This is a genomic window from Micromonospora saelicesensis (assembly GCF_900091575.1).
Lineage (GTDB): Bacteria > Actinomycetota > Actinomycetes > Mycobacteriales > Micromonosporaceae > Micromonospora > Micromonospora saelicesensis.
Genome location: NZ_FMCR01000001.1, coordinates 876,865 through 903,090 on the forward strand (window position 1 = coordinate 876,865; position 26,226 = coordinate 903,090).

26 protein-coding genes and 1 riboswitch are annotated in these 26,226 nt (G+C 72.4%); of the genes, 16 read left to right on the forward strand and 10 right to left on the reverse strand.

What is annotated here, in order from left to right; translation table 11 throughout:
* Nucleotides 1–10: 10 nt before the first annotated feature.
* Together GA0070561_RS04150 and GA0070561_RS04155 are read right to left on the reverse strand one after the other, a co-directional pair.
* Entirely contained in the window at nucleotides 11–958 is a 948-nt protein-coding gene (locus GA0070561_RS04150; protein ID WP_091395140.1) for a hypothetical protein, read from the reverse strand.
* A gap of 13 nt (nucleotides 959–971) precedes the next feature.
* Nucleotides 972–1,181, reverse strand: a complete 210-nt coding sequence (locus GA0070561_RS04155) for a heavy-metal-associated domain-containing protein (RefSeq protein WP_091395144.1) — start codon at nucleotides 1,179–1,181, stop codon at nucleotides 972–974.
* A 94-nt stretch (nucleotides 1,182–1,275) separates the two neighbouring features.
* Between GA0070561_RS04155 and GA0070561_RS04160 the strand changes: the two genes are divergently transcribed.
* From GA0070561_RS04160 to GA0070561_RS04170, 3 genes are all read left to right on the forward strand, one after another.
* Nucleotides 1,276–1,572, forward strand: coding sequence for a metal-sensitive transcriptional regulator (locus GA0070561_RS04160; RefSeq protein ID WP_030329541.1), 297 nt, complete (start codon nucleotides 1,276–1,278; stop codon nucleotides 1,570–1,572).
* A gap of 492 nt (nucleotides 1,573–2,064) precedes the next feature.
* A complete protein-coding gene (locus GA0070561_RS04165; RefSeq protein WP_091395147.1) occupies nucleotides 2,065–3,435 on the forward strand; it encodes a YibE/F family protein in 1,371 nt (456 codons plus the stop codon).
* 166 nt (nucleotides 3,436–3,601) lie between these two features.
* A riboswitch (cyclic di-AMP (ydaO/yuaA leader) is annotated at nucleotides 3,602–3,732 on the forward strand.
* A gap of 4 nt (nucleotides 3,733–3,736) precedes the next feature.
* Nucleotides 3,737–4,756, forward strand: coding sequence for a coiled-coil domain-containing protein (locus tag GA0070561_RS04170; RefSeq protein WP_091395150.1), 1,020 nt, complete (start codon nucleotides 3,737–3,739; stop codon nucleotides 4,754–4,756).
* Nucleotides 4,757–4,812: 56 nt separating this feature from the next.
* On the opposite strand, the gene GA0070561_RS04175 is transcribed toward GA0070561_RS04170, so the two are convergent.
* Complete coding sequence (locus tag GA0070561_RS04175) at nucleotides 4,813–5,550, reverse strand: carbonic anhydrase (RefSeq protein ID WP_091395153.1); 738 nt, start codon at nucleotides 5,548–5,550, stop codon at nucleotides 4,813–4,815.
* 226 nt (nucleotides 5,551–5,776) lie between these two features.
* Here GA0070561_RS04175 and GA0070561_RS04180 point away from each other — a divergent pair, with 226 nt between their 5' ends.
* Both GA0070561_RS04180 and mycP read left to right on the forward strand, forming a co-directional pair.
* A complete protein-coding gene (locus GA0070561_RS04180) occupies nucleotides 5,777–6,112 on the forward strand; it encodes a helix-turn-helix transcriptional regulator (protein ID WP_091395156.1) in 336 nt (111 codons plus the stop codon).
* 51 nt (nucleotides 6,113–6,163) lie between these two features.
* Complete coding sequence (gene mycP / locus GA0070561_RS04185; RefSeq protein ID WP_244166055.1) at nucleotides 6,164–7,393, forward strand: type VII secretion-associated serine protease mycosin; 1,230 nt, start codon at nucleotides 6,164–6,166, stop codon at nucleotides 7,391–7,393.
* Nucleotides 7,394–7,485: 92 nt separating this feature from the next.
* Here mycP and GA0070561_RS04190 read toward each other — a convergent pair whose 3' ends face one another.
* The 3 genes from GA0070561_RS04190 to eccCa all read right to left on the reverse strand — a co-directional run bounded on the left by GA0070561_RS04190 (nucleotide 7,486) and on the right by eccCa (nucleotide 12,268).
* Nucleotides 7,486–7,764 (reverse strand): WXG100 family type VII secretion target, encoded by a 279-nt coding sequence (locus GA0070561_RS04190; protein WP_030329555.1) that lies wholly within the window; start codon nucleotides 7,762–7,764, stop codon nucleotides 7,486–7,488.
* Nucleotides 7,765–7,789: 25 nt separating this feature from the next.
* Nucleotides 7,790–8,098, reverse strand: coding sequence for a WXG100 family type VII secretion target (locus GA0070561_RS04195; RefSeq protein WP_030329557.1), 309 nt, complete (start codon nucleotides 8,096–8,098; stop codon nucleotides 7,790–7,792).
* Between the two features lie 204 nt (nucleotides 8,099–8,302).
* A complete protein-coding gene (gene eccCa / locus GA0070561_RS04200) occupies nucleotides 8,303–12,268 on the reverse strand; it encodes a type VII secretion protein EccCa (RefSeq protein ID WP_091395159.1) in 3,966 nt (1,321 codons plus the stop codon).
* Between the two features lie 166 nt (nucleotides 12,269–12,434).
* On the opposite strand from eccCa, the gene eccD reads away from it, so the two are divergent.
* On the forward strand, nucleotides 12,435–13,832 hold the full coding sequence (eccD, locus tag GA0070561_RS04205; RefSeq protein WP_091395160.1) for a type VII secretion integral membrane protein EccD: 1,398 nt from the start codon (nucleotides 12,435–12,437) through the stop codon (nucleotides 13,830–13,832).
* A gap of 22 nt (nucleotides 13,833–13,854) precedes the next feature.
* Here eccD and GA0070561_RS04210 read toward each other — a convergent pair whose 3' ends face one another.
* Nucleotides 13,855–15,042 carry a type VII secretion protein EccE gene (locus tag GA0070561_RS04210; protein ID WP_091395162.1) on the reverse strand — a complete coding sequence of 396 codons (1,188 nt, stop codon included), beginning with the start codon at nucleotides 15,040–15,042 and terminating at the stop codon, nucleotides 13,855–13,857.
* Nucleotides 15,043–15,205: 163 nt separating this feature from the next.
* Between GA0070561_RS04210 and eccB the strand changes: the two genes are divergently transcribed.
* The 8 genes from eccB (at nucleotide 15,206) to GA0070561_RS04250 (ending at nucleotide 21,822) form a co-directional block, all read left to right on the forward strand.
* A complete protein-coding gene (eccB, locus tag GA0070561_RS04215; protein ID WP_091395165.1) occupies nucleotides 15,206–16,852 on the forward strand; it encodes a type VII secretion protein EccB in 1,647 nt (548 codons plus the stop codon).
* Between the two features lie 46 nt (nucleotides 16,853–16,898).
* Nucleotides 16,899–17,309 carry a hypothetical protein gene (locus GA0070561_RS04220; protein ID WP_225855044.1) on the forward strand — a complete coding sequence of 137 codons (411 nt, stop codon included), beginning with the start codon at nucleotides 16,899–16,901 and terminating at the stop codon, nucleotides 17,307–17,309.
* Entirely contained in the window at nucleotides 17,302–18,597 is a 1,296-nt protein-coding gene (locus GA0070561_RS04225) for a WXG100 family type VII secretion target (RefSeq protein WP_091395171.1), read from the forward strand. Before GA0070561_RS04220 ends, GA0070561_RS04225 begins: the two co-directional genes overlap by 8 nt.
* 245 nt (nucleotides 18,598–18,842) lie before the next feature.
* A complete protein-coding gene (locus GA0070561_RS04230; protein WP_091395175.1) occupies nucleotides 18,843–19,163 on the forward strand; it encodes a hypothetical protein in 321 nt (106 codons plus the stop codon).
* 157 nt (nucleotides 19,164–19,320) lie between these two features.
* Entirely contained in the window at nucleotides 19,321–20,139 is an 819-nt protein-coding gene (locus GA0070561_RS04235) for a hypothetical protein (RefSeq protein ID WP_091397349.1), read from the forward strand.
* 33 nt (nucleotides 20,140–20,172) lie between these two features.
* Nucleotides 20,173–20,514 carry a YkvA family protein gene (locus GA0070561_RS04240; RefSeq protein WP_091395179.1) on the forward strand — a complete coding sequence of 114 codons (342 nt, stop codon included), beginning with the start codon at nucleotides 20,173–20,175 and terminating at the stop codon, nucleotides 20,512–20,514.
* Nucleotides 20,515–20,545: 31 nt separating this feature from the next.
* Entirely contained in the window at nucleotides 20,546–20,953 is a 408-nt protein-coding gene (locus tag GA0070561_RS04245; protein ID WP_091395182.1) for a pyridoxamine 5'-phosphate oxidase family protein, read from the forward strand.
* A 224-nt stretch (nucleotides 20,954–21,177) separates the two neighbouring features.
* Nucleotides 21,178–21,822, forward strand: a complete 645-nt coding sequence (locus GA0070561_RS04250) for a C39 family peptidase (protein ID WP_091395184.1) — start codon at nucleotides 21,178–21,180, stop codon at nucleotides 21,820–21,822.
* A 10-nt stretch (nucleotides 21,823–21,832) separates the two neighbouring features.
* On the opposite strand, the gene GA0070561_RS04255 is transcribed toward GA0070561_RS04250, so the two are convergent.
* Nucleotides 21,833–23,242 carry an FUSC family protein gene (locus tag GA0070561_RS04255; RefSeq protein WP_244166056.1) on the reverse strand — a complete coding sequence of 470 codons (1,410 nt, stop codon included), beginning with the start codon at nucleotides 23,240–23,242 and terminating at the stop codon, nucleotides 21,833–21,835.
* A 78-nt stretch (nucleotides 23,243–23,320) separates the two neighbouring features.
* Between GA0070561_RS04255 and GA0070561_RS04260 the strand changes: the two genes are divergently transcribed.
* Nucleotides 23,321–23,920, forward strand: a complete 600-nt coding sequence (locus tag GA0070561_RS04260; RefSeq protein ID WP_091395186.1) for a hemerythrin domain-containing protein — start codon at nucleotides 23,321–23,323, stop codon at nucleotides 23,918–23,920.
* Nucleotides 23,921–23,989: 69 nt separating this feature from the next.
* Here the strand turns inward: GA0070561_RS04260 and GA0070561_RS04265 are convergent, their stop codons facing one another.
* On the reverse strand, nucleotides 23,990–24,160 hold the full coding sequence (locus GA0070561_RS04265; protein ID WP_231393380.1) for an antitoxin: 171 nt from the start codon (nucleotides 24,158–24,160) through the stop codon (nucleotides 23,990–23,992).
* A 213-nt stretch (nucleotides 24,161–24,373) separates the two neighbouring features.
* Here GA0070561_RS04265 and GA0070561_RS04270 point away from each other — a divergent pair, with 213 nt between their 5' ends.
* On the forward strand, nucleotides 24,374–25,474 hold the full coding sequence (locus GA0070561_RS04270) for an AI-2E family transporter (RefSeq protein WP_091395192.1): 1,101 nt from the start codon (nucleotides 24,374–24,376) through the stop codon (nucleotides 25,472–25,474).
* On the opposite strand, the gene GA0070561_RS04275 is transcribed toward GA0070561_RS04270, so the two are convergent.
* Entirely contained in the window at nucleotides 25,475–26,125 is a 651-nt protein-coding gene (locus GA0070561_RS04275; protein ID WP_091395195.1) for a dienelactone hydrolase family protein, read from the reverse strand.
* Between the last annotated feature and the right edge of the window lie 101 nt (nucleotides 26,126–26,226).

Here is a 26,226-nt window from a genome sequence, read left to right on the forward strand (position 1 = left end):
TCTGGTCCCGTCAGTTGTGTCCGTGCCCGGGAGTGCCGTGGTCGGTCCCGCCGGTCGGTGCGGGTCCGCTCGGAGTGGGGACGTCTCCGGTCGGGGCGGCGCCGGCGACCACTGTGAATTCGGCGGTGTGCACGCGCCCGCCGTGTTGGAAGTCGAGGTAGAGCCGGTAGCTGCCGGCCGAGGGCACCTCCGCGAGGAAGGTGACGGCCGGACCGGGCCGGGTGCGCCCATCGCCGGGCGTTCCGTCCGGGTGCACGTGCAGGTACGCCAGATCACCCCGACGTAGTGCCACCAGGTGCCCGTACGCGCCCAGGTAGGGCTCCAGGTCGGTGACCGGCTGCCCGTCCCGGCTGACGGTCAGGGTCAGCGACGACGTGCGGCCGGGCTGCGGCGTACCGGTGAGCGTGACCGTGTAGCCGTCGACGGTGGTGCTGGTCGCGGGGGCGGGCAACGGCCGTTCGGTCAACTCGCCGGGGACGGTCACGTCCACGCCGAGGGTCAGCGGCTCACCCCCGGTCGGGGTGAAGTCGGCGAACGCCCGCCACTGCCCGGGGCCGGCCAGCGGGGTGTCGACCCGCCAGGTGCCGTCAGGGGCCAGCTCCGGGTGGACGTGACGGAAGCCGGAGAGGTCCCGACGGGCGACGATCAGGTGCATCTGCTTGTCGTGCGCCACGTCGTACCGGGTGACCGGGCGGCCGTCCGGTCCGGCGATCCGGAAGGCGAACTCGCCGGCCGGGGCGGTGACCGGTTCGATGGTGTAGCCGCGCTCGGAGACGAGCAGCCCGCCGGGGAGCCGATTGGCCGTCTCGTCGTGCTCACCCGTCGCATGGGCGGCATCGCCGTCGTGCCGGCCCTCGACCACCGGGGCGCGGTCGACCACCCGGCCGACCCCGTACGTCGCGCCGAAGACCGCCGCGAGGCCCACGGCGAACCCGGCCAGTCTCGTCACGGTACGCACGCCGGCCCGCCGATCACGCGTCGACGAGGTCGTAGCCGGCCTCGTCGACTGCGGCTCGGACAACCGCGGTGTCCAGCGGCTGATCGCTGCTGACGGTGACCCGGCCGGCCGCGAGGTCGACCTGGACGTCACGCACGCCCGCGATGGCGCCGACCTCGGCGCTCACCGCGCTGACGCAGTGCCCACAGGTCATGCCCTGGACCTGGTACGTCGTGTTGACCATTGGATCGTCTCCTTTGCGGTACCGGTACCCGGTGGGGGTATCTCAACAGAACCGACCGTACCATACCCCCTGGGGGTACGCTATCCTTGTCGACATGACCGCACCCACTCCGATCCGCGGATACACCGCCAGCAAGGACCAGCTGCTCGCGCGGCTCCGCCGCGTCGAGGGGCAGGTCCGGGGCATCGAGAAGATGGTCGACGACGACCGCTACTGCATCGACGTGCTCACCCAGATCTCCGCGATCCAGGCCGCCCTCGACAAGGTGGCCCTCGGGCTGCTCGACGGGCACGCCCGGCACTGCATGCACGAGGGCGCCGCCGAAGGTCGGGCCGACGAGATGGCCACCGAGATGATGGCGGCGGTCGGCCGGCTCATGAAGCGCGGCTGACCGCGCTCAGTCCGGCGCGGGGTCGAGACGGACCCGGCGCAGCACCTGCGCGTTGAGCGCCACCACGTTGTAGCCGCCGCTGGAGCTCGGCCACCCGGTCGCCCTTCTCCGCCGGCAGCATCTCGGCGAAGACCTCGGCGCGTCGCGGTCGGTCAGGATCGGGCGGTGACGAAGCGGGCATGGCTCCAACATGCCGCCCCGGAGACCGCCACGCGAGCGGTTCGGCCGCCCGACACTCCGCCACGACCTGCAACCCCGGGGAGGGCTGACTAGCATCTCCCACGATGGCCCTCCGAATGCCGCTGCACAGTCCGGCACCGGCGCCGCCGCGTCGTGGCGTCGCCCCCGGCCGACCGGGCCGAGCACTGACCGTCCGTGATCAAGCGGTCGTCAGGCAGCGATCCGCCCCGCCGTCCGCCGCGTTTCCACCGCAACGGTGAACCGCCCGGCCCGCTGACCCGTATCCCGCACCGGATCGTTGGGAGTCTCGCTTTGGGTTCCGACCACACTCACAGTGCTCCGTCCGCCCCACCACGGGTGCGACGGATCCTCGTCGTGACTGTGGTACCCCTCTTCGTCGCCACAGTGCTGGCCGCGGTGCTGCTCTGGCCGCGTGGCGGGTCACCGCAGACCGACGGTGGTGCGGACGTGCCGCGCTACCCAGGCACTGTCACCCGGGTGGTGAGCGAGCCGTGCCCGTCGGTGCCGTCGGTCCCCGAGGGCACACCGAGGGTCGGCGACGGGCGGTGCGGCACTGTCGACGTCCGGGTGGACGACGGGCCGACCGCCGGCCAGCAGGTACGGACACCGGTGCCCGACGGACCCGGCGCACCCCGGGTCGAGGTCGGCGACGAGGTCATCCTGGTCGAGCTGGCCGACCCGACCGATCCCACCACCAGCAACTGGAACATCGCCGAGCACCAACGCGGCACCCCGATGGTGTGGCTGGCGGTGATCTTCGCGGCCGCGATCGTCGCGTTCGGTCGGTGGCGAGGTCTGGCCGCGCTCGCCGGGCTGGCCGCCAGCTTCGCCATCCTGCTCACCTTCGTGCTGCCGGGCATCAGCGCCGGCAGGTCACCGCTGCTGGTGGCGGTGGTCGGCGCGGCCCTGATCATGTTCGTGGTGCTCTACCTGACCCACGGGGTCACCGCACAGACCTCGGTCGCGGTGCTCGGCACCCTGGGCAGCCTGGTGCTGACCGGCGTGCTCGCCACCATCGCCACGGCCGCGACCCACCTCACCGGCTTCGGCAGCGAAGACGCCACCACCCTGTCGATGTTCCAGGGCGACGTGGACCTGCACGGTCTGCTGCTTGCCGGAATCATCATCGGATCGCTCGGGGTGCTCGACGACGTGACGGTCACCCAGGCGGCCACCGTCACCGAACTGGCGAACGCCAACCCCGGACTTACCCGGTTGCAGCTGTACCGGGCCGCCACCCGGGTCGGCCGCGCGCACATCGCCTCCACTGTCAACACCATCGTGCTGGCGTACGCGGGCGCGTCACTGCCCCTGCTGCTCCTGCTCACCGCCGACTCGCGGCCGATCGGGCAGATCCTCACCAGCGAGTTCCTCGCGCAGGAGATCGTCCGCAGCGCGGTCGCCACCCTCGGTCTGATCGCCGCCGTTCCGCTGACCACCGGGCTGGCCGCGGTGGTGACCGCCGCCGGGCGCACCAACGCCGCGGTGTCCACCGACGCTCCCGCGCCCCGGCCCCAGCCGGACCGCAGCGAGGCACTGGCCGCACTCAGCTCACCGCGAACGGCCGGCTCCGACGAGCCGGACCGGACGCGGACCGCACCCCCATCCGAGGCCACCGACCGGTGGCCGAAGTCGAACAGGAGCACGGATACGGCATGGTGACACTCCTCAGCGTGACCAGATCGGGCATCCACCCTGAGAACCGCGTCACTGGTCACTCAACGCTATGGCGAAATGACGCTTTTGGTCGGCATCCAGGCGTAGCTCACCCGGTCGACTCTCGGGTAACCTCGCTGCCGGTTACCGATGAAGGCGCGAAGCGGCGCCTGCGGTGCCACCGCCCAATCGCCAGCCGGCGAGCCGGGGACCCAGGTGCCTGGGGTGAATCCGCGTCAGCGGTAGGGGCCACTTCCGCCCCGAACCCGTCAGCTAACCCGGTCGGCGGTCGACGGAAGGGAACATTGTGACGGCACCCCTACGCCGCTGGATGACACCCGTGGTGGCCGTGATCGCCGCACTGACAGTGCTCGCCGGGCCGCTCCCAGCGCACGCCGCCCCGACGACCCCCACACCCTCCGGGCACGAGGAGGACGGCGAGCCCAAGCTGCTCAACGACGTCATCGAGCAGGCCAACCGCGACTACTCCGCCGCAAAGTCCAAGCTGGACAAGTCCAAGAAGCGGCAGAGCGAGTTGGCCGCGGAGGTCGACCGGGCCAAGGCCGACCTGGACGCGTTGGCCCCGCAGGTCGGGCAGATCGCCGCCCAGGCGTACCGGACCGGCCGGATCGGCGCGGTCGCGATGCTGCTGGAGAGCGAAGCTCCCGACTCGTTCGTCCGTCGCGCCGGGATGCTCGACGAGATGAACATGGTCAACGAGAAGAAGCTCTCCGAGGTCAACGAGGTGAAGGCTCGCGCCGAGCAGGCCAAGCTGGCCCTCGACACCGAGGTCCGCGAGCAGCAGAAGCAGACCGCCCTGATGGCGAAGCGCAAGAGCGAGGCCGACAAGGCGCTCTCCCTCGTCGGCGGCAAGGGTTTCACCGGCGGCCTGGTGGATGCCACCTCCAAGGTCGCGAAGATCGGCCCGGGTCGCACGGCCGACGGTGACTGGAAGCCCCAGTCGTGCAGCGAGAACGACCCCACCACGTCCGGCTGCATCACGCCGCGCACGCTGCACGCCTACAAGGAGGTCAAGGCGGCCGGCTTCAACCGGTTCGTCGGCTGCTACCGCCCCGGCGGGCCGTGGGAGCACCCGAAGGGCCGCGCCTGCGACTGGTCGCTACAGAAGAGCGGATTCTCCCCGTGGCACAACAACGACACCCGGACGTACGGCAACAACGTCGCCGCGTTCCTCATCCGTAACGCCGACCGGCTCGGCATCTACTACGTGATCTGGAACCGGCAGATCTGGTTCCCGGCCACCGGCTGGAGTTCGTACAGCGGGCCGTCGAACCACACCGACCACGTCCACATGTCGCTGCTCTGACCCGCACGATCCCCGTCGAGGGCCGTTCCGCGTGACGCGGAGCGGCCCTCGTCGCGTCAGACGGTGGCAGGCGTGGCCGGGTCGGTCGACTCGGGCGATCCGGCCGGGGTCTCCAACGTCGCGAGGTCGGCCGGTACGGCGGCCACCGGGCGCACCGCTCCGGCGGCCAGCCGGTAGGACACCCCCACCACCGCGCACCGCTCCCGCGCCACAGCGTCGGCCAGCACGGGAGACTGCCCGAGCAACGTCTCGACGGTCTGGGCGATGTGGATGTCGACGATGCCGTCGATGTCGTCCACGCCCTCGGCCGCGGCCCGGCGCAGGCTGGGCAGCACGGCGTCGACCACCGCGCGCAGGTGGCCAGTCGGCGCGGTACCGGTCGCGGCGGACTCCCGGGCGGCCTGCACCGCACCGCACGAGTCGTGGCCGAGCACCACCACCAGCGGCGTGCCGAGGACGGTCACCGCGTACTCGACGCTGCCGAGCACCTCGGGGCCGGCGGTGTGCCCGGCGGTGCGAACCACGAACAGGTCGCCCAGGCCCCGGTCGAAGATGATCTCGGCGGCCAGCCGCGAGTCGGAACAGCCGACGATCACCGCGAACGGGTGTTGCCCGTCGGCCACGGCGGCCCGGTGCCCGGCATCCTGGTTGGGGTGGCGTGGGGCGCCATCGACGAAGCGCCGGTTGCCGGCGACCAGTTCGGCGTACGCCCGGGTCGGCTCGCTGAGCGCGGTGGCCCGGTCGGTGGTCCGCTGCGGACCCGGCTGACCGCCGGAGCTCCCGGTATGACTCATCCCGCACCTCGTCTCGACGCATCTGACCTGGTCAAACCGACTTTCCGCCGGCCGGGCGGCGGGCGCTGGCTCGTGCTCCACCGTCACACGCACCGTAAGATGCGTCAAGGTATGCGTGATTTAGATTTCATACGTTGACTCCGGGCACCCCCTGGGCAATCTCCCCGGGGCAGGGCGGACCAGACTCTCGCGAAGGCAGGCGGACATCCGGAAAGGCGGTCACACGATGGCGAGCACGGTGACGGACGACACCGGCGGCGGGCGGAACTGGACGTTCCTCACCAATCACGGGCACGTCCTGCTGGCCATCGCCCGCGACCCGACCGCCCGGCTGCGCGACGTCGCCGCCGAGGTCGGGGTGACCGAACGGGCCGCGCAGGCGATCGTCGCCGACCTGGAGGCGGGCGGTTACCTGCACCGCACCCGGGTCGGACGCCGCAACGAATACACCCTCAACCCGGCCGGCCGGTTCCGGCACCCCGCCGAGGCCGACCGGCAGGTCGGCGACCTGCTCGCGCTGTTCGCCGACGCTTCCACCGCGAAGGCAGAGCCCCCGGCCTGACCCTGGTCACCGGGGGCCGCTGACCGACGGTCACGGCGGTAACCTTTGCGGGTGCGCGAATGCCCGCCGTTGAGCGCGACCCCGTCCCGCCGTGCCCTTCGCGGCGTCCTCAGTGGAACGCTGGCGGTCCTGCTCGGCGCCGGCCTGGTGGCACCCTCCCCCGCGACCGCCGCGCCGCCCCTCTGCGGTCCCACCGGCACCGACAGCCTGACCCAGATGCCGTGGGCGCTCCGCCGGCTGGAGCCGTCCTCGGCGTGGCCGCTGTCCCGGGGCGCCGGGGTCACGGTGGCCGTGATCGACTCCGGAGTGTCCGCCGCCCACCCGCTGCTCAAGGGGCAGGTGCTCGAGGGTCGCGACTTCAACGGCCTGCCGGCCCGGCAGGGCCAGTGCGACGAGGCCGGGCACGGCACGCTGATCGCCGGCATCATCGCGGGCCGGGAGGGCACTGTCGTCCCCTTCAGCGGCATCGCCCCGGCCGCCCGCATCCTGCCGATCCGGGTTCTGCCGCAACTCGGCGCGGTAAACAACCCGCAGCTCCCCGCGCAGATCGCCGCGGCAATCGACTGGGCGGTCGCGCAGGGCGCCGACGTGATCAACCTGTCCCTGACCACAATTCCCCGCCCCGAACTGACGGAGGCCGTCGAGCGCGCGCTGGCCAAAGGGGTGGTGCTGGTCGCCGCCGCGGGCAACCGGTCGGAAGATTCGCAGAACCTGCCGGGTTACCCGGCCGCGTACCCCGGGGTGATCGCGGTCGGCGGGGTGGACGAGCAGGGCGGCCACGTCGGCACCTCGATCAGCGGCGACTACGTCGACATCGCCGCACCCGGGATGAACATCGTCGGGCCGGCGCCCGGAAACAACGGCTACCGCACCGTGCCGGAGGGCGGCACCAGCTACGCCGCCGCGTACGTGTCAGGAGTGGCCGCGCTCGTCCGGGCCGCCTACCCCAGTCTCGACCCGCAGCAGGTAGCGGATCGGCTGAAACGCACCGCGGACAACCCACCCGAGGGCCAGAACGCCGACATCGGGCACGGGATGGTCAACCCGTACCGGGCGGTGTCGAGCCTGCTCGGCACCCGGGCGAACCCGCCGGCCGACGCGCTGCCGGCGCCCGCCGTGCGGGAAGACCCGCTGAGCTGGCAGCGCCCCACCGCGATCTGGGCGGCGGTCATCGGCGGGCTGCTCGCCGGGCTGCTGCTGGTCGCGCGACCGATCATGGCCCTTGGCCGCCGACGCGACTGGCGCCCCGGCCGACGCACCGACGCCCCAACTGGCGGCTGAGCGGCGCACCGCAGCCCCGTGCCGGCGCCAACGCCAGACACAGAGCGGCTCCGGGCCGGGCGAACCGGACCGGAGCCGCCAGTGCTAATGCCTCAGCTCCACACCTTGGAGTTGCTCATCTCCGTGGTGAGGTAGTTTTCGCGGGCGATGCCCACGGCACCGCCGATCTCGTTCAGGATCCGGTTGATGTCCCGGACCGCCGCGTCCCACTTCGCCTGGTGCTGCTCGTAGGCAACCCGGTCCTCGCCGTCCCAGTGCAGCTTGGTCAGCATCGACCGCAGCGTGTCAAGCTTTTCCTCGAGGGTCTTCGAGATGGCTTGCATCTGCTGGTTGCTGCTCTCGAGGACCGCATAGTCAACTTTGATCGTCACGTTTTCCTCCTCTGCCGGCTACGGATCACGGGTTGAGAGCAGAGTGGAACTTGTCCAGCATCTGCTGCTGCTCTTCGTCGTTGACCTGGTGCGTCGTACCCGACTTGTCGAGCAGGTCAGCGATGCTGTCCATCGCCGTCAGCAGTTTGACGGTGTCCTCGTTCCAGCGCGTCATCAGCGACTGGAAGCCCGTGGACGCCTGACCCTTCCACGCGATGGCCAGGTCGTCGACCACGTTCCACAGCTTCTTCAGCTCGCCGTCGACCTCGCTGCGCGTGGACCGCACGTCACTCGCGGCGGTATGCAGAGTCGCAGCTTCGACCTCGAACGCCATGCTTCACACCCTTCCGTCTGTTGTGGTGGCGGCTTCGCCGCATCCTCCCCCGCGGCAAGGCAGCAACACCCCACCGACGGACACTCCTGTGAAGACCGTAGCGGAACGTGTCCAGCCCTCGCAGCCCTGACCGGTGACCTTCGATGGATGGTGGTGAATCGGGCCGGATCGGCCCACCACCCCCTACCGAACGACCGACCGCGCTCAGGTCGGCTCGGACCAGGCGGTCTGAATCAACTGCTGGCCATCGCGGCGGCGAACCAGGGTGCCCCGGCCGGGCGGTTGCGGGCTCGGTCGCAACGTGCCGAAGACCGCGCCCTCCTCCCGGTTTCCGGACATCAGCAGGCCCGGCGAGTCCAACTCGCGAAGCCGTTGCAGCACCGGCTCGTAGAGCGCCCTGGACACACCACCGACCCGGCGCGTGACGATCAGGTGCAGGCCGATGTCGCGGGCCTGCGGCAACAGCTCGTGCAGGGCGCTCAGCGGGTTGCTGCCGCCAGAGGCCACCAGGTCGTAGTCGTCCACCAGGATGTAGAGATCCGGACCCTTCCACCAGCTCCGATCACGCAGCTGGGCGGTCGTCACGTCCGGGCCGGGCAGTCGATTGGACAGCGCGCTGCGGATCGACCCGAGCCCCTGGGCGAACGCCTGGTTCGACGGGGCGTAGTCGAGCAGGTGGTCACCCTCCACCGCCCCCAGCAGGCCACGCCGGTAGTCGGCGATCACCAGCCGGGCCTGCGCCGGCGTGTACCGCTCGGTGATTCCCCGCGCGATCAGGCGCAGCAGGTTGGTCTTGCCGCACTCCGCGTCGCCGAAGACCGTCAGGTGCGGCTCGTTGGCCAGGTCCAGGTAGACCGGCGCGAGTGCCGACTCGTTGACGCCGATCGGGAGACCGGGTGCCGAGCGGTCGATGATCCGGGCCAGCTCCGCCACCGGCAGCCGGCGCGGCAGCAACCGCACCTTCGGCGCCGGGCGACCCGGCCAGTTCGCCGCCACGTGCCCGGCCAGGGACAGCGAGGCCTCGCTCAGATCGTCGATGTCGCGGCGGCCGTCGATCCGCGAGATGGCGGTGAGGAAGTGCAGCTTGTCCCGGGTCAGGCCACGACCGGGCGACTTCTCCGGCACGTTGTTCGCCGCCCGACGGTCGATCTCGGACTCCGACGCGTCGCCGAGGCGCAGCTCCAACTTGGTGCCGAGCAGATCCCGCATGTTGATCCGGATCTCCGCCCACCGTACGGCGGTGAGCACCACGTGCACACCGAAGCCGAGGCCCCGGTTGGCCAACGTGGTGATGGTCTGCTCCAGCTCCTCGTACTCCTGGCGCAGGGTGTTCCACCCGTCCACCACCAGGAACACGTCGCCGAACGGGTCGTCGGCGAACTCCCCGGCGGCACGACGACGGCGGTAGCTCGCCACCGAGTCGATGCCGTGCTGGGCGAAACGAGCCTCCCGCTCGTCCAGGACGGCGACCACCTCGGCCACCGTCCGACGGACCGCCTCGACGTCGCGCCGCCCGGCCACCCCGGCCAGGTGCGGCAACCGCTCCATGCTGCGCAGCGCGCCCCCGCCGAAGTCCAGGCAGAAGAACTGCACCTCCCGCGGCGTGTGCGTGAGCGCCAGCGAGGCCAGCAGCGTACGCAGCATCGTGCTCTTGCCACTCATCGACCGACCGACGATGACCACGTTGCCGCCGGCCCCGGCCAGCTCGACCATCATCGGGTCCCGACGCTGCTCGTAGGGGCGGTCCACCACGCCGACCGGCACGGTCAGTCGCCCACGCCCGGGCCAGGAGGCGGTGCACAACCCGTAGGTCGGGTCGACCGCCAGCGGGCCGAGCAGCTCACCCAGGCCCGGCGGGTCGGCCAGCGGCGGCAGCCACACCTGGTGGGCCGGGCGGCCCCGACCCTTGAGCTGGTCGATCAGCACGTCGAGCATCGCCACGGCCTTGCCGTCGGCCGGCTGCTCCGGCTCCGGGGCGGTGGCCACCGGCACCTGCGGGACCTGCACCGGAACGAAGTCGAGACCGTACGGCACGATCCGGCGCTGCACCAGCGCCTGCGAGGCGGAGGCCTGCTGCCCCGGCGCCCGGTACGCCCCCGACACGTACGCGGCCCGGAACCGCAGCATGGTGCTGGTGTCCGTCTTCAGGTAGCCGTGGCCCGGCGCGTTCGGCAGCTCGTACGCGTCCGGTACGCCGAGCACGATCCGGCTCTCCACCGCGGAGAACGTCCGCAGACCGATCCGGTACGACAGGTGGGTGTCGAGGCCCCGCAGCTTGCCCTCTTCGAGGCGCTGGCTGGCCAGCAGCAGGTGCACGCCGAGGGACCGACCCAACCGGCCGATCATCACGAACAGGTCGATGAAGTCCGGTTTGGCGGCGAGCAGTTCGCTGAACTCGTCACAGATGATCAACAAGCTGGGCATCGGCGCCAGCGGCTCACCGGCCGAGCGCGCCTTCTCGTACTCGAAGCGGGAGACGTAGTTGCCGGCCGCCCGCAGCAGCTCCTGCCGGCGCACCATCTCTCCGGCGAGCGCGTCGCGCATCCGGTCGACCAACGGCAGCTCGTCGGCCAGGTTGGTGATCACCGCGCTGGTGTGCGGCAGCGCCTCCAGCGAGGCGAAGGTCGCACCGCCCTTGAAGTCGACCAGGACGAAGTTCAGTTCCTCCGACGAGTGGGTCACCGCCAACGCGGCCACCACCGTACGCAGCAGTTCGCTCTTGCCGGAGCCGGTCGCACCGATCACCAGACCGTGCGGGCCCATGCCCTCGTGCGCCGACTCCTTGAAGTCGAGCTCGACCACGTTGCCGTCCGGGCCGAGGCCGAGCGGGATGCGCAGCCGGTCGCGGTGCCCACGCGGGCGCCAGGTGTTCTGCACGTCCACCGCCGCGGCGTCACCGACGCCGAGCAGGTCCGGCAGCTCCGTGCTGCGGGCCAGCGGCTCGTCGCCGCCGGTCTGCTGCTGGGAGAGTCGGAAGGGGGCGATCTGTCGGGCCAGCCCCTCGGCGGCCTCGGCGCTGAGCCGGTCGGGCCGGCCCAGCGTCGACGACGAACTGCCCCGGACCAGGTCGAGTGAGCTTCCGTCATTCACGTCGAGGCAGAGCAGCCAGCGGCCGGCGTCGCGCGGCACCGTCCCGGAAAGGTCGATCACTGTGGCGCCGAGCAGCCCCGGGCCCACCAGCTGGCAGGTCGGCGAGATCTCCCCGCCGTCGATCACCACGACCAGGTGCGGGGCGGTGGTCAGCGGCTTGGCCTCCGGCGCGAACCGGGGCCGCCCGCCCAGCTCGGCGGCGAGCGCGGCCTCGGCCTCGGCGAGGCTGGCGAAGACCAGCCGGCGCGCGCCGGCCGCGTCCGTACGACCGCTGTGGTGGGCGTGTGGCAGCCACTTCACCCAGCCCCAGGACGACTGCCGGTCGGGTGCGGCGACCACCGCGATCACCAGGTCGTCCGGTGCGTGGAAGGTGGCCAGCTGCCCCAGCGCCGCCCGGGTCAGGTCGAGCACCGGCTCGCGGTCGCCGCGCAGCACCACCCTGCTGAACGCGCGCACCGACAGCGCCGTGGGCAGGTCGGGCACCGTGGAGTGTGCCCGGACGAACCGGCGAAGCGCGATGGCGCTCATCGGCTCCAGGTCCTCCACCGGCTTCGTCTCCGGTGGGACGATCTCCACGGCGAGCCGCTGCGGGCCGAGGGCGATCCGGGTCTCACCGAAGTCGTCCTCGGTGATCCGTCGCTCCCAGAGCCGCCGGGAGGCGGCGATCGACCAGAGGGCGTCGGGCTCCGGGTGCCGCCAGGCCATCGCGGCCCGCTGCTGCTCGGCGGCACGCCGGGTGCGCTTGCGCATCTGCGCCAGGTAGCGCATGTAGTCGCGGCGATCGGCGTTCAGCTCGGCCTTGTCCTTGCCACCGCTGTTGGCCAGCGAGCCGATCGCCATGCCGAGCATCGAGACACCGAACAGACCACCGGCCACGTAGGTCATCATGCCGCCGCCCTTGCCGGCGTAGAGGAACGCCATGGCGCCGACCCCGCAGAACATCGGCAGGATCATGAGCAGCTGCCCCATCCCGCGGGGCGTCGGCTCGGGCAGCTCGGGAGGCGACTCCAGCAGCACCTCGCCGCGCGGTAAGGCCGGCCCCGGCTGACGCGGGAGCCGGCGGAACACCACCGTGCTCACGGCTGTCTCCTCCCCAGAAGCGGCCCTGATGACGTGCGGCCCGCGGAACACCGCCCGCGGGTGGGCATCGTACGTGCCGTCATCGTAGGTAATCTGCCGTGTGCGCGGTGGACCCGGACCGCAGCATTCCAGCCAGCCGATCACAGACGCACACCTGGAGGCCACTGTGGCGACGAAGACGGCGACCGGTGGTCTCAGCCGGATCACCATCGTGGCTCCGCGTACCCGGATGGATCTGGCGCTGCCGTCGGATGTGCCGTTGGCCGACCTGCTCCCCACCCTGCTGCGCTACGCCGGTGAGGACATGGCCGACGAGGGTGCTCGGCACGGCGGCTGGGCACTGTCCCGGTTGGGCGGTGCGCCCCTCGACGGTGGTCGTACCGCGGCGCAGCTCAGCGTCCGGGACGGTGAGGTGCTCTACTTCAACCCCCGGTCCGACGCCGCGCCGGAGATCGTCTTCGACGACGTGGTGGACGCGGTCGCCACCGCGACCAACCAGCGCCCCGGCGCCTGGCAGGTCGGCGCGACCCGCTCCTTCGCTGTGGTCTTCGCGGCGGCGGCGTTCGGCGCCGGCGCGCTGGCCGCCCTCTTCGCCGGTCCGCCGCACCTGCCCGGCGCGCTGGCAGCGCTGCTGGTCGCGGTGGCGCTGCTGGTGGGCGCGGCGGTGCTTTCCAGGGCCGCCGGTGACAGCGGCATCGGCGCGGTGCTGGCCCTGGTCGGCCTTGTGCACGCGGCCACCGGCGGCCTGCTGCTGCTCGCCGGCGATCGATCGCTGACCGACCTGGCCAGTCCGCATGTCCTGCTCGCGGCGACCGCCGCGGTGGTGGCCGGCGCGGTTGCCGTGCTGGCGGTCGGCGACCGGTACCCCCTCTTCTTCGCCGCGATCGGGGTCGCGGCCGCGACCGGCCTGGGCGCGGTGCTCTGCCTGGTCCTCGGCCTCGACGCAGCGGCCTCCGCCGCGGTGGTCGCGGCGGTCGCGTTCGGCGTGGTGCCGGCGCTGCCGATGATGGCCTACCGGCTGGCCCGGCTGCCGGTGCCGTCGATTCCGACCGGTCCGGAGGACCTGAAGACCGACAGCGAGTCGGTGGACGGCCGGCAGGTGCTCCAGCAGAGTGAGCGCGCCGACCAGTTCCTGACCGGTCTGCTGTGGACGGTGTCGCTGCTGGTGCTGGGCGCACAACTCGTGCTGGCTCTGGACGGGCGCCTGCCCGCGGTGCTGCTGTGCCTGGTGCTGGCCCTGCTGGCGCTGCTGCGGGCCCGCCCCCTCCTGGGCCGGGCGCAGCGCACCCCGGTGCTGCTGGCCGGCACCGTGGGTCTGGGCCTGGCCGCCGCGACCACCTTCGCCGGTGGTTCGCTGGCGGTCCGGCTGGGCCTGATTCTGGGCGGTCTGGTGCTCGCCGCGGTGATCAGCCTGATCTACGGTCTGACCGTCGCCGGCAAGCGCATCTCACCGGTCTGGGGCCGCCTGCTCGACATCGCCGAGATCCTGCTCATCATCTCGCTGGTGCCGCTCGCCTTCTGGGTCTGCGGCCTCTACGGCTGGATCGTCAACCTCCGACCCTGACCGTGCGGCGCCGACGCACCGGTCAGCGCGACCGCGGACCGGTGGAGACGCCCAGCGCCGACGCGACCGGAGCGGTGGCGTAGACGCCCGGAGCATGCTGACCGTCCATCGGCCGGGTGGACGCGCCCACCCGGCCGGCGACCTCACGAACCACCTTGACCAGGGCCTCGACGTGGTTGTCCATCGCCGCGACCCGCAACAGCGGTGCCGCCACCCGACCGTCCGACGAGACGGTCACGGCCACCGTGTGCGACGGCGCCGAGGTCGCGGTGATCGCGTCCACGAGCGGCCCGAGCGGCGCGTCGAAGCGGCCCCGCAGAGCCATGCAGCGGTGCGTCCAGCCGCCGCCGCGCAACCCATGCCAACTCTCCGCCGGCGCCTCGGGCACCAGGTCCAGACCGGCGGCCGAGACGATTGCCGCACGTAGCTCCTCCCGACCCAGCGGGCGATGGGCCAGCCCCGCCGAGGTCAGCGCCTTGCCGAGCCGGCCGATCCCGGCCGCCACCGTCCGATGTACGCCGGTCAGCCCGCCGCCCCGGCTCACCGCCTCGACCCGGGCGTCCCGGACGGTGAGCCGCAGCGCCACCCACACGGTCCGGTGGGCCGCCGGCGGCGCACCGGGTGCCGGGTACCAGACCAACGTGTGCGCGACGACCTGGGCCCGGGAGACCGGGGCGCTGAAGTCCGCGAGCACCCGCAGCGCGCGGTCCACCGCGGTGGCGTCGACGGAGCCGACCGCCGCACCGGTCGCGGACTGCAGGGCGACGGCGGCGAACCAGCCCTGGTCGTCACGTCCGATGCCGAGCCGGGTGCCTCGGTCGGTCAGCTCGATGACGCTCAGCTCAGGGGCGAGCGCGGCCAACCTCGGGTCGGTCGCCGTGCCGCTGGCCAGCGCGGCCGACGCCCGCTCACCGCGTCGCCGCAACCGCCGGCGCAGCAGCAGGTCCTCGAACCACCAGCGGCCACCCCGACGGGCGAAGGCCGCCAGGACGACCAGCAGCGCCGCGGTGCCCGCCGCGGCGAGCACCCAGCTGGGTCCGGCCGTGGCGGCCCAGACGCCGACCACGCACAACTCCAGTACGACGAGCTGCCCGACCAGCACGGGGCCGACCCGCCCACGGCCGGGCCGCTCGGCCGGGGGCACCGGCCGGGTCGGAACGTCGACAGGGTCCGTGACCGCTCGGGCGGGTGGCGCCTGAACCTGCGTCATCGCTGACTGTCCCTCCTGCACGGTACGACTCTGCGCCGGGTCTCCTCCGGTGCCGGCCACGAGCGGTGGTCCCAAGGAACCACCGTCGGCCCCTTATCGTAGGGAAGCCCGCGACGGCACCCCGACCCTGATCGTCGCGGATCCACCCCGCCGGAGGTAAGTCATGCGGACCCGCCGCGATCAGGTGCAGGCGTACCGCTTCGTCACCCGCCGCATCGTCTCCGCCTTGCTGTCGGGCGATCCGGAGACCACCAACCTGCCGATGCGACGGCTCGGCATGGCCGTCTTCGGCAGTGTCCTCACCGCGGCCATCGTGCTCGGCGGGGTGGGTGCCTACGGCCAGTTGACCGGTGGCGCGGCGCCGCTGGACGACCAGACCCTGGTCATCGAACGGGAGACCGGCGCGACGTACGTGTTCATCGAGGGCAAACTGCACCCGACGCTCAACTACACCTCGGCGCGCCTCATCGTGAACGACGCGAGTGCCCAGGTGCGGACGATGTCCCAGGCGTCGCTGCGGGACCGGCCCCGCGGCGTCACCGTCGGCATCGTCGGTGCACCGGACGCCCTGCCGGACCGCAAGTCGCTGACCGGGCTGCCCTGGTCGGTCTGCGACGTGCCGGACCCGGTCGACCGGCAGCGGTCCAGCACCCGCCTGGTGATCGACCGGGCCCTGCCCGGCGGCACGCCGCTGGGCGACCGGGCGGTGCTGGTCTCGGTGAACGACCAGCGGTACCTGGTCACCAACAACACCCGACTCCAACTGCTCGACCCGTCCCGCACGATCACGGCGCTGCGGATGGCCGGCACCGAGCGACTCCAGGTCGGGCAGCAACTGCTCAACGCCGTGCCGGCCGGGCCACCGCTGCGCCGGCCGTCGTTGCCCGGTGAGGGCGAGCCCAGCAGTCGCAAGGTGGCCGGGCAGTCGTACGACGTCGGTTCGGTGTTCAAGGCCGCCGGGCGGCACTACGTGCTGACCCGGGACGCTCTCGTCTCGATCAGTGAGATCACCGCTCTGCTGCTCGTCAGCAACGGCGGTCGGATCACCGACATCACCCCGAACCAGGCCAGCGAGGCGTTCGAGGAGCGGCGGATCGAGGAGGAGGGGGTGCCCCCGACGATGCCCGCCCTCTACCCGGCCCAGCCCGGTCAGACCACGCTGTGCGCGACGTACCGCAAGGACAGCTCGGGCGGCCCGCCGACCACCACCCTGGAGGTCTTCGACCGGGTGCCGACCGAGTTGACCGACAGCGATCCGGGCCTGGTACCGGTGCGCCAGACCAGGCGCGACGCCGTACGCACCGCCGAGGCGGTGCTGCTGCCCGGCGGCAAGGGGGTCATCGCCCAGGCCTCGCCCGGTGCCGGGACCAGCGGGTCCGGCGCCGCCGGATCGACGATCTACCTGATCAGCCCGCAGGGCATCCGGTATCCGCTCGGCTCGGCGGCGACACTGGACGTGCTCGGCTACGGCGGGATCACCCCGCTGGCGGTGCCCGGCTCCCTGCTCGCACTGATCCCGACCGGGCCGACTCTGGACCGCGAGGACGCGTTCGCCGTCTTCGCTCCCGACGGGCCGGCACCGTCCGCACCACCGTCGGCCGCGCCGAGGTCGGGCTCACCGTCCGCGGCGCCACCGTCGGGCACGCCGTCCGCGGCGCCACCGTCGGGGTCGTCGTCCGCGGCGCCACCGTCGGGGTCGTCGTCCGCGGCGCCACCGTCGGGGTCGACACCGTCGAGTTCGACCGGTGGCACTCCGTCGAGCGGCGGGACCGGCGGGGGGTCCACGGAATCGACCGGCGCCGACGGCTGAGCAGCTTCGGCGGGTCGCCCGGAGTCGCACTGGTGGACTAACCTGAATGTCGCTGACGGTTGTCAACCAGAACGACGGGGATGTTGCCATGGCCGGGCGTACGGAAGTCGACCTGTTGTCCCTTGAGGACTTCCACGAGCACCTGGCGTCACGGTTGAGCCAGGCCGAGTCGGTGCTGCGCAAGCTCAACACCGAGATGCAGTGCCGTCCTCCGGCCCTGGGCTCGTTCTTCGACGCCACCGACAAGGCGCGTCGCTACAGCGAGGTGCACCAGTCCTATGTCGACCAGGCCGAACGGATCCGGCAGGCGGTGCTGGCGGCACAGCAGGCGACCAGCACGATCCTGAGCAACTACCGCACCGCCGAGGCGCGTAACGCGGCCAACGCCGACGATGTCACCGCCGCGCTGAACCCGGTCGACCGGGCGTTTCAGCCGAAGGAGGACGGGCGTGTCTGAATACACCCAGCGCTATCAGGGCAACAGCCACCAGCAGCTGTACGACGGCCTGATGGCGGGCAAGCCGGAGCAGATCGAGGGCGTGGCCACCCAGTGGGCCGAGCTCAAGGGCATCCTCGACGGCCTCGGCCGGGATCTGAGCGGCGACCTCGACAAGCTCGCCAACACGTGGACGGGTTCGGCGGGTCGGGAGTTCCATCGGCGACTCAGCCTGATCGTCGCCCACACCGACGCGTTGGGCGAAGGGATGGCCGGCATCAAGCAGGGGTTGACCATGATGGCCGACCATCTGCGCGCCGCCCACAAGCAGGCCGAGAGCCCGGAGGAGACCGACGACAACGACAAGGCGATCGGCGGCGCGATCAAGGGTGGCGCGGCCTTCGGTCTGACCGGTCTGATCGTCGGGGGCATCGCGGGTCACCAGCAGGACAAGGCTGAGCAGGAGAAGGCCCACCAGCGGATGGTGAACCTGGTGGCCGGCCTGGCCAACAGTTACGAGATCTCCGCCTACGACCGGGTGGTCGAGCCGCCCCCGCCGGACCCGGACACTCCGACCACCGCCCGCAAGGATCCGACGACGCCACAGAGTGTCTCGGCCATCGCCAGGGTGTCCGGCGGCCCCAACACCGGCGCGGACTCTGCGCGCACCGGTGACGCGACCATCTCGTCGCCCGACCGCGTCGCCCAACTGCCGGGCGACGGTTCGACTCCGGGCGAGGTCGGCTCGGGCACCGGTGGCAGCCCGGCTGTCGTCACCGCGCCGATCGGCGCTGGCAGCGATCTCACTGACCGCGGCACCTCCCTCGCCGGAGCCGACCCACTGGTCGGCGGCGCGCTGCTCGGCGGGGGTGCCGCCGGGCTGGTCGGGCTGTCCGGGCCGGCCGGCGCACCTGCTGCGGCGAGCACCGGTCCCGGCCTGCTCTACGGAGCACAGGGCGGGTCACCGGCCGGCGGGGTGTTGCGCAGCGGCGCGCTCGCGGGCTCGGGCAACGCGGCCCCCACTTCGGCTCGACCGACCGGCGGTGGTGCGGCTCCGGCGGAGACCCGCGCCGCCAACGGGGTCGGGCGCAGCATCGACGGCCAGCGCGGTGGGAGCGGCGGACGCCCAGCCATGACCGGCGGCAACGCCCGACCGGGGTCCAACGGCGGCCGCCCCGGTGTGCTCGGCGGGCAGGGTCGAGCGCAGGACGACGAGTCCGACGAGCGGCTGACCTGGTTGACCGAGGACGAGATGGTGTGGCAGGGCGACGAGAAGGCGGCGCCCCGGGTGCTCGGCACCGGCGACTGACCACGGTCCGCCGCCGGCACGCCCACCCCACCGGCGGTGCCACCCCGACGATGCACGGTGCCCCCGATCGGAGCCGATCCGATCGGGGGCACTGCCGTTCCCGGCCCCCGACCGACGCCGTCCACAGTGCGCATGGTGGTGGCGGTCACGCCCGCGCGGTCGTTCGCCGTGCTGCGGTGGAGCAGGACGGGCGATAGGTTGGTCGGGTGTCGTCCGCAGCTTCTGTCCGCCCAGCCAGGTGGGCTGTGCTGCGGTCACTGCGGGAACTGACCCGTCTGGCGGTCACCGCGCTGGTGCTCGCGGTCGGCCTCGGTGCCGCTCTCGCCGCGACCCCACCGCCCGCCCCCGCGCAGCTGCGGCCCAGTGCCGTGAGCAGCCGGGTGGCAAGTGTCCGCCCCGACGCCGGTCCGGCCAACCAGCGGGCCGCCCAGCCCGCTGAAGCCCCGCCGGCTGGCACGCTCGATACCGCCACGGCGACCGGTCCGGTCGCGGCGGGCCCGGTGCACGTCCCGGCCATCGATCCCGGCCGTGGCTCTCCTGCACGACGCGGCCCGCCCGCCCGCTGAGCCAGGCCCGGCGATCCCCGGGGCCCGATCCCGGCTGATCCTCCCGCACGGCACCTGAGTTCGCCGTCGACGGGACCATCCCGCCACCGGGCCGACCGGTGCTGCCGCGCCTTCCTGCCGCCCGTCGATACCCGCCTTCGACCGCGAGGTGCTGATCATGCAAACCATCCTCTCCGCCGTCCTGCCAGACCTCTCCCGGGCCGCCGTCATCTGGCTGAGCCTGCTCGGGGTGGTAGCCGTCGCCGTCGCCGCTCTCCTGCTGCGGCCCGGTCGGTTCCGCTTCGACCCGGGCTCCCGGATCCGCCGCGCCGCCATGCCGAGCCAACTTGAGCAGGCGCAGGAGGAGCGGGAGCAGAGCCGCTACGCGCAGGAGGTCGCGGTGGCCGCGGAGCGGGCGACCACCACCGTGCAGCGCCGCCGGGCGGAGTGGGTGGCCGCCCAGGAGGCCGTCGAGGCGGCCTGGCTGGCGTACGAGGCGGCCGAGGCTGGCGTACGGCGGCTCGACGCGGCGGCCGCGATGCCGCTGCCGCACACCGCACGCACCCCCGCCGAGTACGCGGACCGCGAGCGCTACCTGCACCGGGCGGCGCTGGATGCGTACTGGCGGCGGGAGCTGTCGGTGGAGCAGCTCAGCGACGTCTTCGCGCACCGCGACGGTTGGGACCCACGACTGCACCCGGTCGAGCAGGAGCTGGTGCTCCAGCGGGCGATCCGGGACAACCTGGCGGCCCGGCACGCCGCAGCCCGCGAGCGGGAGCAGGCCGCGTGGCGGGCGGCGGAGTTGGCGGTGGCCGCGGCTCGCAGTCTGCGCGAGGAGGCGCACGCCGCGACCGGACGACGGGTCGCCGAGTCGGCGTCGGTGCTGCCGCTGAGCGAGGTTGCCCGACCGGTGGGCGCGCAGCCCCGGGAGAACGTCGAGCAGACCCGGGAGAACAAGGTGACCGCACGCGGCCGTGCGACGGTGCCCGCGTTCTGAGCCGCGTGGGCTCGGGTGGGTTAGCGTGACGGCATGTCCCGACAGGCGTGGGTCCTCGTGGTGATCGCCAGCATCCTGGCGCTCGCCACACTGGTCGGTGCCGTGGTGCTGGCGGTGCGGGTGGTGCGTACCCGGCGGATGCTGACCGGGCTGGGCGCGGGCGGCAAGGTCGCCTTCTACGGGGCGCTGATCTACACGATCTTCCCGGTCGACGTTCTGCCGGACCCGATCTACCTGGACGACATGGGTGTCCTGGCCGCCGCGTTGATCTACCTGACCCGGTTGGTGCACCAACGTCGGGCGGCGGGTCGCCAGCTGCCCGGTCAGCCGGACGCCCCACCGGATCGGGGTCAGGTGCGTCGCCGCGTGCCATGATCAGGGTCGGTTCGGCGAACAGGGGACGGGCATGACGGGCGATCATCGGTTGGACGTGCACGATGAGCGGGTTGTCGCCTTCTGCGCCGAACGACACCTGGCGACGCTGACCACCCTGCGGGCGGACGGCACCCCGCATGTCGTACCGGTCGGGGTGACTCTCGACCCGGCGGCCGGCCTGGCCCGGGTCATCACCTCCGGCGCCTCCCGCAAGGCCCGTCAGGTGGCGGCGGCGGGCGCGGCGGGCGCGGCGGTGGCCGTGTGCCACGTGGATGGCCGCCGCTGGTTGACCATCGAGGGTCGTGCGGTGCTGCAGTCGGATCCGGCCGCCGTGGCGGAGGCGGAGCGGCGGTACGCCGAGCGGTATCGGACACCGCGCCCGAATCCGGAACGGGTGGTCATCGAGATCACCGTGACCAGGCTGTTGGGCAGCCTCTGACCTGACCGTCTGTGCCCGATGACCGGTTCGGGTCGGGCAGGGATGCCGCGCGGGTCCCGGTGCCCGCAGCCGGCGGAATTCTCCGTGGAGCAGAGCGGTTACGCCCTCGGTACGCCCAGGGCCGAGACCACCGATGGTCGGCCCCCGTGTTGCGCCGAGCGCCATTCCCGGTGCTGCCGCCCTCCGCTGGCCGGAGGCGCCAACCCCCGAACGGAGACTCGACCATGAACCCAATCGTCCAGAAGAGCGGTCTGTCCGTCGTCGGCCTGCTGGTCGCCGGCGGCTGCGCCCTCGGCCCGGCGGTGGCCGCCCAGGCCGCCCCGGCTCAGGCCGCCCCGGCCTCGTCGAGCCAGAACGACCGGCACGCCGAGCGGATCCTCGGCGTCGACTACCAGGCCCAGCCGAACTTCTACTACTGCGGCCCGGCCGCGACCCGGATCGCGTTGTCCGCGCAGGGCAAGGCGCTGTCCCAGGACGAGGTGGCCCGGCTGCTCGGCACCACCGAGGCGGGTACCCCATCGGCCCTGGACACCACCCGGGTGCTGAACGAGCTGACCGGTGGCAAGTACCGGACCACCGAGATCCGTGATTCGGTGGCCCGCCCCGACCAGGTCGAGCAGCTGCGCCGTGACGTGCTGGCCGCGGTGGACGCCGGCCGACCGGTGGTGGCCAACATCAAGGGCACGACAGTGGACACCGACGGCAACCCGCACTCGTACGAGGGTGGCCACTACCTGACCCTCGTCGGCTACCGCGACGGTGGTGACACGATCCGGGTCGCCGACCCGGCCGACCCGGCGTTGGGCGAGTACTGGATGAGCCTGCCGAAGGTCGCCAACTGGATCGCGGAGCGCGGCTACTCCTCCTGATCCGGACAGTTCACCGGGCCGGCCTCTCCCGTGCGGGGAGGCCGGCCCGACCGTCGTTCCGGGCCCGGGCGGCGAGGTGCGCGCGTCGACGGGCTCGGGCGGCCCGCGTCGGTCGGGTCCGGTGCAGTTGTCGGCGGACCGGCGGGTGGATCTCCGCCTCGCCTGCTCCGGCCGCCCGGCGCACGATCCGGTTGGCGTCTTCAGGTTCGGAACCGGCGGCCCGGAGCAGGTCGCTGGCCGCGGTACGCAGTCCGGTGACGAGGGATTCGCCGAACGCCTTGACGCCGGTCGCGGAAGCCCGCCCGGCCAATTCGGCGCACTCCTCGACCAACCGGCGGGTACGCCGGGGGTCGTCACCGACCCTGCACTCCTCCCGCATCTCCGCAACCGCCTGACCCAACCGGCCCATCGCGCCCGGCAGCTCCGGCGGAATCGGCTCGTCGTACTGCAACGCGGTGGTCGACCAACGGGCCATGGCTCGGGTGTCCAGCAGCAGCCGTTCCAGGTGACCGGCGCTGCGGGCGTAACGGTGGTACTGCTGCCGACGGTGCCAGCGCACCGGGGCGATCGTCACCACCTCCTCGGCGCCGCTGAGCGCATCGTGCAACCTGCCCAGGTCGTCCTCGGTGCCGCGGAGCCGCTCCAGGACGGCCATTGTCCCGGCGCCGTCGCGCTCGCGCAGCGCACGCGCCAGCTCGGCGAGTTGCTCGCAGAGGATCGTGAAGATCGGTGCCGCGGCGCGGTCCAGCACCCGCATCGGGTTGATCGGCAACAACAGCGCGACCACCACCAGGCCGACCGCCCCACCGACGAGCGCGTCGAAGATCCGGGGCACCTCCAGGCCACGTTCCATCGGGGCCAGCGTTGCGATCAGCACTGCGGTACCGCCGGCCTGACCGACCAGCGGACCACCCTTCCCAGCAACCAGCAACGCGGCGGCGATGGCCAGCGCGACCACCACGCCGGTCTGCCACGGGCCCGAGCCGAGCAGGAATCGCAGCGTGTCCCCGATGACGATGCCCAGGGCCACGCCGCCCAACAGCTCAAAGGTCCGGCGGGCCCGCTGCCCGATGGCGGTGGCGATCGTACCGACGGCGGCGGCGGGAGCGAAGACGTGCGATCCCTGGCCCAGCAGGTTCTTGGCGAGCAGGGCCGCGATGGCCGCGGCCAGCCCGGCCTGGATGGAGATCACCAGGGTGACCTCCCACTGCCGGGCCCTGATCCGGCCGGCCTGCCCGCCACGGTGCCGCACCCGCCGGACCGTCCGCTCGGCGGTCTCGTCGAACCGCGACTGATCGCGGTCGGCGGGTGGGCGGTCGTCGGCCATGGCGGCGGTTACCCCGGCGGCGGCAGGGCAATCGTGACGGCCGGGCACCAGGGCCACCACCAGCACCATCGACACCCTCGGACGCATCGTCATCCATGGGTTTGTGCAGCCCCGTGGGGGTACCAGAGCCACACACCTCCCACCGATCCGCAACCGGTAAGGGGCCGTGACATGACCAGTCCACCGACCACCGACGACCACGATGCCGTCGACATCCTGATCTCCGATCATCGTGAGATCGAGGCTGTCCTCGTCGAGTTGGCGACCCGGCAGGGCACCCCCGAGCACCGCCGGCGCCTCGCCGACGTGGTGATCGCCGAACTCGTCCGCCACTCGGTGGCCGAGGAGGCGTACGTGTATCCGATCGCCCGGAAGGTGCTGCCCGACGGCAACGAGATCGCCGACCGGGAAATCGAGGAGCACGCCGACGCCGAGCGGACCATGAAGGAGTTGGAGTCCACCGACCCGTCCGACCCCCGCTTCGACGAGCTGCTCGCCCACCTGACCAGCACCGTCCGACACCACGTGACGGAGGAGGAGAAGGAGCTCTTTCCCCGGCTGCGCGCGGCGACGGCCCGGGAGGAGCTGGTCGAGATCGCCGCCCGGGTGACGGCGATCAAGGAGATCGGGCCGACCCGGCCTCATCCGAGGAGCCCGGAGCACCCACCGGCGAACAAGCTGCTCGCCCCCGGCATCGGACTGGTCGACCGGCTGCGCGACGCGTTGAGCGGCCGACCCACCTCAATGGACGAGCTACGCGACAAGCGCTGACCCGCGCATCACCGGACCCGGCACTCCCGGGTCGCCGACGGCGCGGCGGCCCGGGAGGAGCGCGCTGGGTCAGCGGACCTGGTCGCCCTCACCGGTGCGCGCCTGGGCCTGGTCCACGCCCTTGTCGATCTGATCGCCGTACTTGCCGCCGGTGCGCTTGTCGGCCATGTCGCCGGCCTTCTCCGCACCCTGGTCGACCTGCTTGTCATGCTTGTCCGCGAAGTCCTTGGCCTTGTCCATGAAGTCACCCACGGCGTTCCTCCTCAGTCCGGTCCGTCCCCTTCGCGTTCCCTCGGCCCGACGACGCAAACGCCGCCGCTGCGGACGTGATTCGCGAACACCCACCCACGTCACTCCGGCCGACGTACGATCCGCGCGGGCAACGGCCAGCGATTCGGGTGTCGGGGCACGACCGACCGGGTACCGACCTCGTCGACATCGAGGAGGACCGACATGGCCGCAGAGGAACCCGGACCGACAGGCAGCCCCGGGCCGCGCCAGACCTGGGCGGCGCTGCCGTGGCTGGTCCGGACCGCGGTGTTGTGGAGCGCCTGCCTGGTGGTGATCGCCGCAGGGCTCTACCTGCTCGGCCGGATCGCCGTCCTGTTGGCGCCGCTGGCCATCGCGCTGGCCGCCACCATCTTCCTCACCGCGCTGCTCGACCCGGTCCTGCTGCTGCTGCGCCGGTTGCGCCTGCCGGCGGCGCTGGCCGCGCTCTGCACCGTACTGCTGCTGCTCGGCATCCTGGTCGGCGTCGGCGCCCTGGTGTGGAACCTGACCGCCAGCCAGTTCGATCAGCTCAGCCAGGAGTTGACGCAGGGCGTCGAACGCAGCCGGGACTTCGTGACGTCCACCCTGCCGGTCAGCGAGGCACAGCTGGACCGGCTGGTCGACCAGGCCCGGGAGGGGCTCAGTGGCAGCTCTCCGGACCCGGTGGCTGGCGCCCGGACCGCCACCGAGGTGTTCGGCTCCGCGCTGCTGGCTCTGGTGCTGCTCTTCTTCCTGCTCAAGGACGGCCGGTCCATGTGGCACTGGGTGCTGTCCCGGGTCTCCGGCCCGAACCAACCAGTGCTGGCCGAGGCCGGCCGCAACGGTTGGCAGACGTTGGGCGCGTACAGCCGGGGCACCATGTTCATCGCCGCGATCGACGCGCTGGGCATCGGGCTGGCTCTCGTGGTGCTGAGGGTGCCACTCGCCCTGCCGCTGGCGTTGATCACGTTCCTCGGCGGGTTCGTGCCGATCATCGGGGCGACGGTGGCCGGCGCGGTGGCGGTGCTGGTGGCGCTGGCCGCGAACGGTCCCACCACCGCGCTGCTCACCCTCGCGGCGGTGATCGCCGTGCAGCAGATCGAGGGCAACCTGCTGGAGCCGCTGGTCATGAAGCGCCAGGTCCGACTGCATCCGGCGGTGATCCTGGTGGCGGTCACCGCGGGCACGCTGATCGCGGGCATCGCTGGCGCCTTCGTCAGCGTCCCGATCACCGCCGTCCTCTGGCGTGTCATCGACACCGTCCAACAGCGCCGCTCGGCCTCGGCGCTCCTGCCCTCAGACTGATCACCGACCGAGGTGCGTGGTGAACCAGGTGCCAGCCTGGTCGGCGACCTGCTCAAGGGTGCCGGGCTCCTCGAAGAGATGGGTGGCGCCGGGGATCACCCGCAGCTCGCCGACCTCCCCCAGCTCGGCCAGCGCCCGCTCGTTGAGCGTGATCACCTCTTCGTCCAGCCCGCCGACCAGGAGCAACGTCGGGGTACGCACCTGGGCCAGCGCGTTCCCGGCCAGGTCCGGCCGACCACCGCGGCTGACCACGGCGGCCACCCGATCGGCGCGGGACGACGCCGCGACCAGGGCGGCGGCAGCACCCGTGCTGGCCCCGAACAGACCGATCGGCGCATCGCCGGCAGGCCGCTCGACGGCCAGCCAGTCGACGATCCCGGCCAGCCGGCTGGCCAGCAGCCCGATGTCGAAGCGCAGTTCGGCTGTTCGCGCGTCCACCTCGTCCTCGGCCGGGGTGAGCAGGTCCGCCAGCACCGTGCCGAGCCCACGACCGTTCAGCGTCCGGGCCACCGCCACGTTGCGCGGGCTGTGCCGGGAACTGCCGCTGCCGTGCGCGAACAGCACCACGCCGACCGGCTGGGCGGGCAGCGTCAGGTCGGCGGGGAGTTGGGCGTCCCCGATCGGAATGGTCACGCTGCGCTGCTCGTCCATGCCTCACCTCCGCGTACTCGCCGGTGGTCCGGTTACCCCGCCCGCCGCCGGGCACGCACGCCGCGACCGCGTCACCCCCGGGCTGTGGGCCCGCCGCCGGG